Origin of the sequence: Streptomyces afghaniensis (assembly GCF_044327915.1) — a bacterium.
GTDB classification, from domain to species: domain Bacteria; phylum Actinomycetota; class Actinomycetes; order Streptomycetales; family Streptomycetaceae; genus Streptomyces; species Streptomyces afghaniensis.
Window position 1 is genome coordinate 438,398 of record NZ_JBIRGJ010000001.1, and the last position, 12,443, is coordinate 450,840.

At 71.4% G+C, this 12,443-nt stretch carries 12 protein-coding genes; 4 read left to right on the forward strand and 8 right to left on the reverse strand.

Annotation, left to right across the window (positions count from 1 at the left end; translation table 11 throughout):
* Positions 1–8 precede the first annotated feature (8 nt).
* The gene (locus ACH4G3_RS01835; protein ID WP_397622588.1) at positions 9–842 is read right to left on the reverse strand and encodes a polysaccharide deacetylase family protein; all 834 of its coding nucleotides are present in this window, start codon (positions 840–842) and stop codon (positions 9–11) included.
* 62 nt (positions 843–904) lie between these two features.
* Entirely contained in the window at positions 905–2,425 is a 1,521-nt protein-coding gene (locus ACH4G3_RS01840) for an FAD-dependent oxidoreductase (RefSeq protein WP_397622589.1), read from the reverse strand.
* 86 nt (positions 2,426–2,511) lie between these two features.
* Between ACH4G3_RS01840 and ACH4G3_RS01845 the strand changes: the two genes are divergently transcribed.
* Together ACH4G3_RS01845 and ACH4G3_RS01850 are read left to right on the forward strand one after the other, a co-directional pair.
* Positions 2,512–2,892: an ArsR/SmtB family transcription factor gene (locus ACH4G3_RS01845; RefSeq protein WP_397622590.1), complete on the forward strand. Its 381-nt coding sequence runs from the start codon at positions 2,512–2,514 to the stop codon at positions 2,890–2,892.
* Complete coding sequence (locus ACH4G3_RS01850; protein ID WP_397622591.1) at positions 2,889–3,374, forward strand: SRPBCC family protein; 486 nt, start codon at positions 2,889–2,891, stop codon at positions 3,372–3,374. Before ACH4G3_RS01845 ends, ACH4G3_RS01850 begins: the two co-directional genes overlap by 4 nt.
* Before the next feature lie 30 nt (positions 3,375–3,404).
* Here ACH4G3_RS01850 and ACH4G3_RS01855 read toward each other — a convergent pair whose 3' ends face one another.
* The 6 genes from ACH4G3_RS01855 to zapE all read right to left on the reverse strand — a co-directional run bounded on the left by ACH4G3_RS01855 (position 3,405) and on the right by zapE (position 10,765).
* Positions 3,405–4,289: a PPK2 family polyphosphate kinase gene (locus ACH4G3_RS01855; RefSeq protein ID WP_397622592.1), complete on the reverse strand. Its 885-nt coding sequence runs from the start codon at positions 4,287–4,289 to the stop codon at positions 3,405–3,407.
* 87 nt (positions 4,290–4,376) lie between these two features.
* Positions 4,377–5,762, reverse strand: a complete 1,386-nt coding sequence (locus tag ACH4G3_RS01860; RefSeq protein WP_397622593.1) for a PhoX family protein — start codon at positions 5,760–5,762, stop codon at positions 4,377–4,379.
* Between the two features lie 90 nt (positions 5,763–5,852).
* Positions 5,853–6,743, reverse strand: a complete 891-nt coding sequence (locus tag ACH4G3_RS01865) for a slipin family protein (protein WP_397622594.1) — start codon at positions 6,741–6,743, stop codon at positions 5,853–5,855.
* Positions 6,744–6,908: 165 nt separating this feature from the next.
* The gene (locus tag ACH4G3_RS01870; protein WP_397622595.1) at positions 6,909–8,405 is read right to left on the reverse strand and encodes a SulP family inorganic anion transporter; all 1,497 of its coding nucleotides are present in this window, start codon (positions 8,403–8,405) and stop codon (positions 6,909–6,911) included.
* A gap of 8 nt (positions 8,406–8,413) precedes the next feature.
* Positions 8,414–8,995, reverse strand: a complete 582-nt coding sequence (locus ACH4G3_RS01875) for a carbonic anhydrase (protein ID WP_397622596.1) — start codon at positions 8,993–8,995, stop codon at positions 8,414–8,416.
* 708 nt (positions 8,996–9,703) lie between these two features.
* Positions 9,704–10,765: a cell division protein ZapE gene (zapE, locus tag ACH4G3_RS01880; protein WP_397622597.1), complete on the reverse strand. Its 1,062-nt coding sequence runs from the start codon at positions 10,763–10,765 to the stop codon at positions 9,704–9,706.
* 73 nt (positions 10,766–10,838) lie between these two features.
* On the opposite strand from zapE, the gene ACH4G3_RS01885 reads away from it, so the two are divergent.
* Positions 10,839–11,654 (forward strand): pyrimidine reductase family protein, encoded by an 816-nt coding sequence (locus ACH4G3_RS01885; protein ID WP_397622598.1) that lies wholly within the window; start codon positions 10,839–10,841, stop codon positions 11,652–11,654.
* 252 nt (positions 11,655–11,906) lie between these two features.
* Positions 11,907–12,380 (forward strand): beta/alpha barrel domain-containing protein, encoded by a 474-nt coding sequence (locus ACH4G3_RS01890; protein WP_397616522.1) that lies wholly within the window; start codon positions 11,907–11,909, stop codon positions 12,378–12,380.
* Positions 12,381–12,443 lie beyond the last annotated feature (63 nt).

Genomic DNA, 12,443 nt, shown 5'->3' on the forward strand with positions numbered 1-12,443 from the left:
TAGGACCGTCAGGGCCGTGCGCCCACGGCCCCGATCAGCTCGGACACCTTCACGAACCGGAAGCCCTCACGACGCAGCCCGGGCACGATCGCGCGCACCGCCCGTTCGGTCGCCGGGGCGGCGCTGCGCGTGCAGTGCAGCACGACCACCGACCCCGGCCGCACCCCGTCCAGCACCTGCCGGACGATCACGTCCGGGTCCGACTCGAACGCGTCGCCGCCGACCACGTCCCACTGCACGGCGGTCACACCGGCCGGCGTCAGCGCCTTCAGCGCCCGCCGGTCGTAACAGCCGCCGGGGAAGCGGAAGTACGGCATCGGATCCGCCACGCCGGCCTTGCGGAGCGCGGCGTACGCCCGCTCCACGTCCGACCGCATCCGTTCCTCGGGCACGGTCGGCAGGCCGTAGCAGTCCCGTGTGTACGCGTAGTGGCTGTAGGAGTGGTTGGCGACCTCGAAGAGCGGGTCCCGGCCGATGGAACGAGCCTGGTCGGGGTACTGCTCGGCCCACCGCCCGGTCATGAACACGGTGGCGGGCACCTTCAGCGCGCGCAGGGTCGAGATCAGCCGCGGATGGTCGAACCGCTCACCCGCCGCCGCCCGTGCCCCCTGCCCGGCGGTCATGTCGGCGTCGAAGGTGAGGGCGACGGTCCTGCCGCGGGTGCGGGGACCGTGCTCGAAGACCGGGGTCAGGCCGGCGGGGCCGGGGGCGAGGGTCGGAGGGCGCGACGGTGGTGCGGACACCGGCGGCGAGGGCGGCTGCGGGGGACGGCCGGTCCCGCACGCGGCGAGGGCCGTGCCCAGGGCACACACGGCGGTGACACGGCGGAGAAGGGTGATCACCGTATGAAGATATGAGCGGGATCGTCCTCTTATGCGTAACGGCTGCCCGCGTCACCCGGCCGTCAGAGTTCCCGCTGCTCCAGCGGCTTGGTCGCGGGGCCCTGGATCACCTTGCCGTCGATGTCGAAGCGCGAGCCGTGGCAGGGGCACTCCCAGGCCCGTTCGGCCGAGTTGAAGGCGACCAGGCAGCCCAGGTGGGTGCAGCGGGCGGAGACGCCGTGCAGATTGCCGTCGTCGTCCCGGTAGACCGCGAGGCGGTGGTGCCCGTCGGCGCGGACCACGGCGCCCTCCCCGGGCGGCAGGGACTCCACCGGCGGCGAGGGGCGCAGCCGGTCCCCGACGAAGTGGCCGGCGACCTTGGCCTGGGTCTTGAGGAACGAGGGTGCCTCCCGCACCGCGGGCTTCACCCGGCGCGGGTCGTACAGCCCGCTCCACTCGCGCTGCTCGCCCGTGATCTGCGCGGCGAGCAGACTGCCCGCCATGATGCCGCCGGTCATGCCCCAGCCGCCGAAGCCGGTGGCCACGTAGGCGTGCCGGGCGCCCGGGTGCAGCGGGCCGACCATCGGCACGGTGTCGGTCGGGCTGTTGTCCTGCGTGGCCCACCGGTTGGTGACGTCCAGGTCCGGGAAGTGCTCGACGGCCCAGGCGGTGAGGCGTTCGAAACGGGCCCGCGGGTCGCCCGTGCCCGGCGTGAAGTGCTCACCGGTGACGATGAGCAGGCGCCGGTCCCCTTCGTACGGTGCCGTGCGCACCGAGCGGGTGTTCTCGTCCGGCGTGATGAACATTCCGTCCGGGTCCTGGTCCGCGGGGATCGGCCCGGCGACGACCAGTTCGCGCTTCGGTGCCAGCCGGGCGAACAGCAGGGCCCGGTCGAAGATCGGGTAGTGCGTCGCGACGACGACGTCCCGGGCCCGCACCGTCGCCCCTGTCCTCGTGGACAGTCGGCACGGCTCGCCCTCGTCCAGGCCGAGCACCGTGGTGTCCTCGAAGATCTGCCCGCCCCGTTCGACCAGGTCGGCGGCGAGGGCCAGCAGGTACTTGCGGGGGTGGAACTGGGCCTGGCCGGTGACCCGGACCGCGCCCGCCACCGGGAAGGGCAGCCCGGTCTCCGTCACGAACGAGGCGGGCAGCCCGGCCTCGGCGGCCGCCCGCGCCTCGGCGCGCAGTTCCTCCACCCGGCCCGCGTCGCGGGCGTACGTGTAGGCGCTCCTGGTCTCCCAGTCGCAGTCGATCCCCAGTTCCCCGGCGATCCCGGCCGCGCGCTCGATCGCCTCGGACTGGGAGCGGGCGTACAGCCGCGCGCCCTCGGGGCCGCGGATGCGGCGCAGCTTGTCGTAGACGAGCGTGTGCAGGGCGGTGACCTTGGCGGTGGTGTGCCCGGTGACCCCGGCGGCGACCCGCCCGGCCTCCAGTACCGCCACGCTCCGGCCGGCCCGCGTCAGCTCCCACGCCGTGCTCAGCCCCGCGATCCCGGCGCCGATGACCGCCACGTCGACGTCCAGGTCCTCCGTCAGGGCCGGATGGCGGCCGTCGGGTGCCGTCTCCATCCAGTACGAGCTGCTGACCTGCTGCTTCTCGCTCATGAGCCACCGAGTACCCCCGACTGCCCGCTTCAGTGTGCCGGCGCGTCGCTTTACAGAAGGGACCGGCAGGGCTAACGTACAACCAAATGGTTGTACATGTGGATGAGCTGAACGACGAGACGGTGGACCGGCTGTTCCACGCCCTGGCCGACACCACACGCCGGGACATACTGCGCCGCTGCGTGCGCGGGGAGCTGTCGGTCTCGCGGCTGGCCGAGGCGTATCCGATGAGCTTCGCGGCGGTGCAGAAGCACGTCGCGGTGCTGGAACGGGCCGGCCTCGTAGCCAAGCAGCGCAGCGGACGGGAGCAGCTCGTGCGCACCGACCCCGACGCGGTGGGCCGTGCCCGCCAGGCGCTCGACGAGCTCGAGTCGGCATGGCGCGGGCGCGTCGACCGGATGGCCCGGCTGCTCGCGGAGGACCCCGGTACCGAAGAGAACGACAGCCCGGAAGGACCCGAGAGATGAGCGTCACCAGTGTCGACAAGGACCTCGACCATCTCACCCTCACCCTGATCGCCGACTTCGCCGCCCCGGTGGAGCGGGTGTGGCGGCTGTGGGCCGACCCCCGCCAGCTGGAGCGCTGGTGGGGCCCGCCGTCCTACCCGGCGACCGTGGAGCAGCACGATCTGACTCCCGGCGGAGAGGTCACGTATTTCATGACCGGCCCGGAGGGCGACCGGTACCGCGGCTGGTGGCGTGTCTCCTCGGTCACCGAGCCGACGGCCCTGGAGTTCACCGACGGCTTCGCCGACGACGACGGAAAGCCCAAGGACGACATGCCGACCATGTCCGTGACGGTGCGGCTCACCGAGCACGGCGGCGGGACCCGGATGGAGATGCGCTCCCTCTTCGACTCCCGTGAACAGATGGAGCAGCTGGTCTCCATGGGCATGGAGGAGGGCCTGAAGGAGGCCGTCGGCCAGATCGACGCCCTGCTGGCCGCCTGACCGCCCGGATCAGGACCCCGACCGCCCCGGTCAGGACTCCCGCAGCAGCCGCTTGCGGCACTCCGCCACGTCGAAGTCCGCCTCCGGATAGCGCGGATCCAGCTCCCGCAGGTGCTCCAGGAGCAGCGTGCTGACCGCCCAGTTGCGGTACCACTTGTGGTCGGCCGGGACCAGGTACCAGGGCGCGTACGAGGTGCCGCAGCGCTCCAGGGCCCTCTCGTAGGCGTCCTGGTACGCGGGCCACAGGGCGCGGTCGTCGATGTCGGACGGGGCGAACTTCCAGCGCTTCTCCGGCTTTTCGAGGCGCCTGAGCAGGCGGCGGCGCTGCTCGTCGTAGGAGATGTGCAGGAAGCACTTGACCAGGGTCACGCCGTCGTCGGCTAGGGACCGCTCGAAACGGTTGATCCGCGCGTAGCGGCTTTCGACCACGGCGCGTGGCGCGAGGTTCCGGACGCGGGCGACCAGGACGTCCTCATAGTGCGAGCGGTCGAAGATGCCCAGTTCGCCGGGGAGCGGGAGCGCCTTCTCCACGCGCCACAGGAACGGGTGCGCGCGCTCCTCGGCGGTCGGTGCCTTGAACGCCGTGATCCGGCAGCCGGCCGGGTTCAGCAGGCCGATGACGTGCTTGACCGTGCCGCCCTTGCCGCTGGTGTCCATGCCCTGGAGGACCAGCAGGACGCGGCGCCGGTCGCCCGCGGTGCTCGCCGCCCACAGCCGTTCCTGAAGGCCGGCGAGCTGTTCGCCGATCCTGGCCGTGGCGGCCTTGCCCGCGGCCTTGCCGTCCGGGCCGCCGGGGGTGGCGGCGGCGTCGTGACGGGCCAGGCCGACCGGTTCGCCGCCGGGCAGGCGCAGCCGCTCGCGCAGCGAGGTCCCGCGCTCGTCCCCGGCCTGCTTCTTCGTGCCCTTCTCCGTCACCGGGCCCCCTTCCGACTTCTGTGCCTCGATCGTCCGCCGGGGCGCCGGGTTCCGCACCCGGCGCCCGGGACGGGAGCAGAGCCGGGCTTACCGGCGCCAGGGGCCCGTCACCGCGAACGTGGTGCCGGGGGTGTAGCAGTTGACGTACATGGTGTCGCCGTCGGGCGAGAAGGTCACCCCGGCGAACTCGCCCCACTCGGGCTCCTCCGGGGTGCCGATGGTCTGCCGGTTGCGGGCCATCGCGTACACCTCGCCGCGCCGGGTGACGCCGTAGACGTGCTGGGCGCCGTTGCCGTCCTCGCAGACCATGAGGCCGCCGCTGGGTGCCAGGCAGATGTTGTCCGGTGACTCTCCCGGCAGTTGGACGTCGGTGTCCGGGCCGAAGACGATCACCAGGGTCAGCCGTCGCCGGTCCGGGTCGTAGCGCCAGATCTGCCCGAAGTGGTCGGCCGCCGACCCCTCCGCGCTGCGGGCGAACGACGACACGAAGTACACCGACCGGCCGCCCCAGTAGCAGCCCTCCAGCTTCTGCGCGTGCGTGATGCCCCTGCTGCCGAAGTCCTGGAGCCGGATCGGCGTCTGCGCCGCCTGCGGGTCCGGTACGTCCACCCACTCGATGCCGTCGAACTCCGCGCCGATGTCCTGGATCGAGGACAGATCCGGTACGCCGGGCACACGCATGGCCTGGAGCCGGCCGCCCGCGCGCAGTGAACCCCGCCCGCCCAGCGGCCTGTCCGGCAGGAAGCGGTAGAACAGGCCGAAAGGCTTCTGGAAGGCGTCCTCGGTCTCGTACACCACGCCGCGCCGGGGATCGACGGCGATCGCCTCGTGCTGGAAGCGGCCCATCGCGGTCAGCGGTACGGCTCCCGTGCGGTGCGGATCGACCGGGTCGACCTCGAAGATGAAGCCGTGGTCCTTGGCGTAGCCGTTGGTGCCCGCCTTGTCCTCGGTCTCCTCGCAGGTCAGCCAGGTGCCCCACGGGGTGGGGCCGCCCGCGCAGTTCACGGCCGTGCCGGCGATCGCGACGCGTTCCGACAGGACGTGGTTGCGGGAGTCCAGCGTCAGGGCCGTGCAGCCGCCCTTGCCCGCCGGGTCGTAGGTGAGGCCCTCGACCGTCGGGACCGGGACCCTGCCGTCGGCGCGGTTCTCGTGGTTGCGGACCAGATGGACCCGGCCGCCTCTGCCCGCGAAGGCCGACATGCCGTCGTGGTTGGAGGGGACCCTGCCCTCGCCGGAGCGGAGCGGGTCTCCTTCGCGGGAGAGGACCCGGTAGCGGAAACCTTTCGGCAGGTCGAGCAGGCCCTTGGGGTCGGGGACGAGCGGGCCGTAGCCGCCGCCGTGGCCGAGGGGCTGGGCGGCAGCGGTGCCGGCGAAGAGTTCGGCCAGGGCACCGGAGAACGCAATGCCGACGCCCACGGCACCCGTCCCGGCGAGCACCTGACGTCGTGTGGCGACAGGACTGGATTCGGTCATGGGGAAACCTTCCTGCTGGCGGACAGGAACTGTGATCCCGCTGTGTCTATCACCTGGTGCGAGTCACGGGAACCACGCGCGTAGCGTGGCTCACTGCTCGACCGCGCGCCGCAGCTCGTCGATGGCCTGTTCGGTCGTGTCGACGGGGTGTTCCGCCGGTGCCGGCCGGCTCCCCTCCTGATGGGCCTCCTCCTGGCGGGCCCCTTCCTGATGGGCTGCTTCCTGGTGGCCCCTCTCCAGGAACCGCAGGAGCTCCACCGGGATGGGCAGCACCAGCGTGGAGTTCTTCTCCGCCGCCACGGCCATGACCGTCTGCAGCAGGCGGAGCTGGAGCGCGGAGGGCGTGTCGGCCATCTGGTGGGCTGCCTGTGCCAGCTTCTTCGAGGCCTGGTACTCGGCGTCGGCGTTGATCAGCCGGGCTCGCCGCTCACGGTCGGCCTCGGCCTGGCGGGCCATGGAGCGCTTCATCGTGTCCGGGAGGGACACGTCCTTGATCTCCACACGGTCGATGGTGACGCCCCACTCCACGGCCGGGCTGTCGATCATCAGCTCCAGGCCCTGGTTGAGCTTCTCCCGGTTGGACAGGAGGTCGTCCAGTTCGCTCTTGCCGATGATCGAGCGCAGGGAGGTCTGTGCCATCTGCGAGACGGCGAAGCGGTAGTCCTCGACGTTGACGACCGCGGCCGCCGGGTCCACGACCTTGAAGTACACGACCGCGTCGACCCGCACGGTCACGTTGTCCCGCGTGATGCCCTCCTGGGCGGGCACCGGCATGGTCACGATCTGCAGGTTGACCTTACGCAGCCGGTCCACCGCGGGGACGATCAGGTTGAACCCGGGCCGCCGTACCTCCCCGTGCAGCCGTCCGAGCCGGAACACGACCCCGCGCTCGTACTGCTTGACGACCCGCGCCGCCGAGGCCAGATAGACCAGCCCTGCGGCTCCGGCCGCCACCACCGCCCCGATCAGCTCTTCGACCATGCCGACCTCCCCGTCCAGAGGTCCGATTCGTCTGTTGCTGTAACGATATGCCTGGACTCGGGGTCGGGGCCATGCCCGGGGAGCCGGGGCGGACACGCGAAGGTCCGGGGCGCGCCGCTGAGGCGCGCCCCGGACCAGTGGGGTGTCGGAGTCCCGGCTACGTCGCTACGCGGCCGTGACCTTCTCTGCCTCCGGTGCCGGCTCCGGCTCCGGCTCCGTGACCTTCACCGGCTCCGTGCCGGTCGCGCTGTGGCGTTCGGCCCAGCTCTCCAGGGCCGTGCGGCAGGCGTGGTCGAGGTGGTGCAGACCCGAGAGGTCCAGCTCGACGGGGCGGTCCTGGGGCAGGCTCTCCAGGCTGTCGAGGATCTTCGGCAGCCGCAGGAACGTCGCGTTGCCCGACAGGTACGCCTGGATCGGACCGGCGCCCTTGTCGATGACCTCCAGCTTGACGTGCGAGGCCTCCCAGGCGGTCTTGACGACCGACAGGGCCAGACCGATCAGGACACCCTCGAACATGTTCACCGCGACGATCGACACGGCGGTGACCACGAGGATCAGCGCCTCGCCCTTGTGAGCCCGCCACAGCGCCACGACCTGGCGGAACGGGATCAGCTTCCAGCCCGCGTGCACCAGGATGCCGGCGAGGGCGGGCAGCGGGATCAGGGCCAGGGCCCACGGCATCGCGGCGGCGAACAGCAGCAGCCACACACCGTGCAGCACACGGGACGCCTTGGTCTTCGCGCCCGCGTTGACGTTCGCCGAGCTGCGGACGATCACCGCGGTCATGGGCAGCGCGCCGAGCAGACCGCACACGGTGTTGCCCGCGCCCTGGGCGATCATCTCCTTGTTGTACTGGGTGCGCGGACCGTCGTGCAGCCGGTCCACGGCCGCCGCGCTGAACAGGCTCTCCGCGGAGGCGATCAGCGCGAACGCGATGATCGTGCCCCAGATGGCCGGGCTGGCCAGCTCGCCGAGGGCCTCGGTCCCGGGCGGCTGGATGACGCCGAGCAGGCCCTCCACCTCGACCGTGGCGACCGGCAGGCTGAAGGCGAGCGTGGCGAGCGTGGCCAGGACCACCGCCGCGAGGGCGCCCGGCACGGACTGCACGGCCTTCGGCAGCTTCTTCCACAGCACGATGACGGCGATGGCGCCCGCGCCGATCGCGAGCGAGGTCATGGCCTCGGTGCTGCCCAGGGCGTCGGTGAACGCCCCCGGCAGCCCCACGATCTTGCCGATGCCGGACTCCGGGGCCTTCAGGCCCGCCGCCGCGTAGATCTGCCCGGCGATGATCACCAGGCCGATGCCGCAGAGCATGCCCTCGACGACGGAGACGGATATCGCCCTGAACCAGCGGCCGATGCCGAGGAAGCCCATGGCGAGCTGGAGCAGACCGGCCATCAGCACGATCACACCGAGCGCGGCGACCCCGAACTCGCTGACGGCCTCGAAGACCAGCACGGTCATGCCCGCGGCGGGCCCGGACACCTGGAGGCTGCTGCCGCGCATGAGACCGGTGACGAGGCCGCCCACGATGCCGGTGATCAGGCCGAGTTCGGCCGGGACGCCGGAGGCGACGGCCACGCCGATGCAGAGCGGCACGGCGACGAGGAAGACGACGATGGAGGCGAGGAAGTCCTGCCTCAGGTAAGGGAACTTGGTCATGGTCTCCCTCACAGGGTCTCGAAGGTGTCGGTCTCCGCGTGGTGCTGCCACACGGTTCCGGTGTGCACTTCGTAGAACCATGCGTGCAGGCCGAGTCGGCCCTCCGCCAGCCGGCGCTCGATGAACGGGTACGACCGCAGTCGCAGGACCTGGGTGAGGACGTGGTTCTGCACGGCTTCGGCGACCGTCGGGTCGGCCGGGTCCTCGCACTTGGGCTCTTCGGCGGCGTGCGCGAGCCAGTCGCGCACCGCCGGCACGGCGGCGAGGTCGTCGCCCCGGACCACCGCGCCCACGGCACCGCAGTGCGAGTGGCCGCAGACCACGATGTCCTTGACGCCGAGGACTTCCACGGCGTACTCGATGGTGGCCGCCTCGGACGTGGGGTGCTCCAAGGCGTGCGGGGGGACGATGTTGCCCGCGGTGCGCAGCTCGAAGAGCTCGCCGGGCCGGGCGCCCGTGATCAGGGCCGGTACGACCCTGGAGTCGGAGCAGGTGATGAACAGGACGTCGGGGGACTGACCCTCGGCGAGGCGGGCGAACTCCTCAGGGCGCTGTCCGAACATGCGGGCGTTGTCGATGAGGGGTTGCATAAGTGGTGACTCCTCCTGGCGCGCAGTGGGGGCGCGTCGGACGGGCATGACAGAGGTGGGGGTTGGAACTGCTCTGTTCCTCAGCAGCGGAAGACCTGAAGCGCTGCCGGAGTGTGCGACGCCGAGGATCTCGACGTGCGTTCGTGCGCGACGCCGGGTGTGACCCGGTCCGGTGCTGTCGGCGGGATGTGCCTCAGCAGGTGCCGATCGGGCGCCGAGGGCGCGGAGTCGGTGCTGTGGAACCGGTCGCGGGTCCGCAGGGGGCCGGTCGGGCCCCCGTGGTGTCCGGCGCGGCAGTTCGCGATCTCGTCGCGCAGAGCCTTCCCGGAAAGCTTGGTTCCGGGGCGCCAAGACTTGCTGGAGGGTTCAGTTCCGGGCTGAGCCTTGGCCTCTACTTCACTGGGCGTGTGCGCGGATGCGAAGGATGCCGTCGGTGCGAAGAACTGGAGGGCGAGCAGGACGGCGGCGAGGATCGAAACCACGGTCCGTGCCGTCGTACCTCGGTACATGCGCCCCCCTTCAAGTGATTCGCACATCTAGCAGTGACCAACACTTGGTCAATGACTGGTCAAGAAACACGTTAACCCTGCAAGGTCGTTTGCAGGGTTAACTTAACGTTTCAAGCTGAAGAGAGCCTGAAAACCGTGGGTGGACTGGCTGGAACTGCCCCTTGCCGCACGGTGGTTGGGCGCGATATTGGGGTTGTGGTTACCGGGCGTTCGCCAGCTTGCCCGCGTCGCGGGCCAGGGCGGTGAGCCGGGAGATGGCCCGGAAGTACTTCTTGCGGTAGCCGCCGTTCAGCATCTCCTCGCTGAAGAGCTGGTCGAAGGGCAGACCCGAGGCCAGCACGGGCACTTCACGGTCGTAGAGCCGGTCCGCGAGGACGACGAGCCGGAGGGCCGTCGACTGGTCGGGAACCGGCCGCACGCCGGTGAGGCAGACGGCCTTGATTCCGTCGGTCAGAGCGCCGTACCGGCTGGGGTGGACCCGGGCCAGGTGTTCCAGGAGGGGCGAGAATGCGTCGAGGGACGCGCCCTCGGTGGCGTGCGCCGCCTTGGTCACCTGTTCGTCGGAGTACGGCGGCGGCGCCTCGGGCAGGCCGCGGTGGCGGTAGTCCTCGCCGTCGATGCGCAGGGCGCGGAAGTGGGCCGACAGGCCCTGGATCTCGCGCAGGAAGTCGGCCGCCGCGAAGCGGCCCTCACCGAGCTTGCCGGGCAGTGTGTTGGAGGTGGCGGCGAGCGCGACGCCCGCGTCGACGAGCTTGCCGAGCAGGGTGGAGACCAGGACGGTGTCGCCGGGGTCGTCGAGCTCGAACTCGTCGATGCACAGCAGGCGGTGGCCGGACAGGGTCCGCACGGTCTGCTGGAACCCGAGGGCGCCGACCAGGTTGGTCAGCTCCACGAAGGTGCCGAACGCCTTGAGCGCGGGCTCGGCCGGGGTGGCGTGCCAGAGGGACGCCAGCAGGTGGGTCTTGCCGACGCCGTAACCGCCGTCGAGGTAGACACCGCGCGGGCCGGCCGGGGCCTTCTTCGGCGCCCTGCCGAATCCGAACAGCCGCCGCCTGCCCGAGTCGGCCGTCCCGCCCAGACCCGCCGCGAAGCCCTCCAGGACCCGGACGGCCTCCGTCTGGCTGGGCTGGTTCGGGTCCGGGATGTACGTGCTGAAACGCACCGAGTCGAACCGCGGCGGCGGCACCATCTCGGCCACCAGCCGATCCGCGGGCACGTGCGGCTCACGGGCGCACAGGGAGAGCGGGGCCGCGTCGGTCATCGGGCCGGTTCCGGAAGGGGCGGGAGAAGGAGACACGGTTCACCATGCTACGGCGCGTGGAACACTGCACGACATGCGACGTCTGTTCCCTGTGACCGATGAAACAGCAGCTCCGGACTCGGGCGGGCGGCCCGGGGAGGAGGATCGCGGCGGGGCCGGGCGGGAGTGGAGTCCGGCCGAGCTGGCCGCCGCGTACGCCTATCCCGCGGCGGGGCCCGACGGGCCGCTGCCGTGGCTGCGCGCCAACATGGTGTCCACGCTGGACGGGGCCGCCCAGCACGACGGCCGTTCGCAGCCCATCTCCAGCAAGACCGACATGCGGATCTTCGGCACGCTGCGGGCGCTGGCGGACGTCGTGGTCGTCGGCGCGCAGACGGTGCGCCAGGAGGGGTACCGGCCGGCACGCGCGCGTGCCGACTTCGCGGAGCAGCGGGAGGCGGCCGGGCAGGGCCCCGCACCCGCGATCGCGGTGGTCTCCGCCAGTCTGGACCTGGACTTCTCGCTGCCCCTGTTCACCTCGCCGCTGGTGCCCACCCTGATCCTCACGGGAGCCTCGGCCGCCCCGGACCGGGTCGCCGCCGCCGAGAAGGCGGGCGCCCGGGTGGTCACCGCCGGGGACGGCATCGGGGTGGACCCCGCCCGTGCCGTCCGGGCCCTCGCGGCCCTCGGCCACACCCGGCTGCTGACCGAGGGCGGTCCCCGGCTGCTCGGGCAGCTGGTGGCGGCCGAAGTGCTCGACGAGCTGTGCCTGACCGTGTCCCCGCTGCTCACCGCGGGTGACGCGCAGCGCATCGCCGGGGGGCCCGGGGTCACGGTGCCGCAGCGCTTCAGGCTGGTGTCGATGCTGGAGGAGGACGGCTTCCTGTACACGCGGTACGGGCGGTCCTGACGTACTGAATCGCCCGGCTCGGGGTACAGGTGTCGGCGGCCGCACGGTCGAACCAGCCGGTAGGCCCCGAATCGGTGCGAGGGTCGTCGCCGGTACGGAAATCGACGGAATGTGCCGTTCCGTTTGGTTTCCGGAGGGCACACTGGATCCGGCAGTGCCCGTGCGACCACGGGGCAGGATGGTTTCCGCAGGGTCCGGCACGGCCCACGGAGGAGTGGGGCCGCGGGCCCCCGGGAGCAGAAGGGGCGCCTGGTGTTCACAAGCGTTTTGATGATCGAGAAGGCCCTGACGTCCGCCGACGTGGAGTTCGTCACGACCTTGCACGGGGAGGAGCCGGTCTCCTTCCAGGTACTGCTCCAGCCGCGCGGCGAGCAGGCGGACCGGCTGCTGCGGGCCATCGACGACGTCGCGCTCGGCGAGCTCGACGAGGCAGTCCGCGAGGGGGAGACCCCGGAGGGCGAGGACGCGCTGAGCGTCGGGCAGCGGGCGCTGGAGGTCTCGCTCGCGGCGCTGCGGGCGTCCGGGAGCGGGGCCGAGGGGCGGCTGATCGAGGACCACCCGCTGGACGCGCTGAAGTCCCTGGTGGAGGAGGTCGGCGCGGACGAGGTCATCGTGCTGACCGACCCTCATTACGTGGAGGAGTTCTTCCACCGGGACTGGGCTTCCCGGGCCCGGCACAAGGTGGGGGTGCCGGTGCTGAAGCTGTTCTCGCACAGCAAGGCGTAGCTGCGAGCAGTGTCAGCATCTGTGAACGCTTCGGCATAGGCTGTGCCGCTGAACGTTCCGCAC

Excerpts from the sequence above, each read along its gene's own strand:
- ACH4G3_RS01850 (WP_397622591.1), top strand. The coding sequence starts at position 2,889 with ATGAGCGTCACCAGTGTCGACAAGGACCTCGACCATCTCACCCTCACC.
- ACH4G3_RS01840 (WP_397622589.1), bottom strand. The coding sequence starts at position 2,425 with ATGAGCGAGAAGCAGCAGGTCAGCAGCTCGTACTGGATGGAGACGGCA.
- ACH4G3_RS01875 (WP_397622596.1), bottom strand. The coding sequence starts at position 8,995 with ATGCAACCCCTCATCGACAACGCCCGCATGTTCGGACAGCGCCCTGAG.
- ACH4G3_RS01885 (WP_397622598.1), top strand. The coding sequence starts at position 10,839 with ATGCGACGTCTGTTCCCTGTGACCGATGAAACAGCAGCTCCGGACTCG.
- ACH4G3_RS01845 (WP_397622590.1), top strand. The coding sequence starts at position 2,512 with ATGGTTGTACATGTGGATGAGCTGAACGACGAGACGGTGGACCGGCTG.
- ACH4G3_RS01860 (WP_397622593.1), bottom strand. The coding sequence starts at position 5,762 with ATGACCGAATCCAGTCCTGTCGCCACACGACGTCAGGTGCTCGCCGGG.
- ACH4G3_RS01870 (WP_397622595.1), bottom strand. The coding sequence starts at position 8,405 with ATGACCAAGTTCCCTTACCTGAGGCAGGACTTCCTCGCCTCCATCGTC.
- zapE (WP_397622597.1), bottom strand. The coding sequence starts at position 10,765 with ATGACCGACGCGGCCCCGCTCTCCCTGTGCGCCCGTGAGCCGCACGTG.
- ACH4G3_RS01865 (WP_397622594.1), bottom strand. The coding sequence starts at position 6,743 with ATGGTCGAAGAGCTGATCGGGGCGGTGGTGGCGGCCGGAGCCGCAGGG.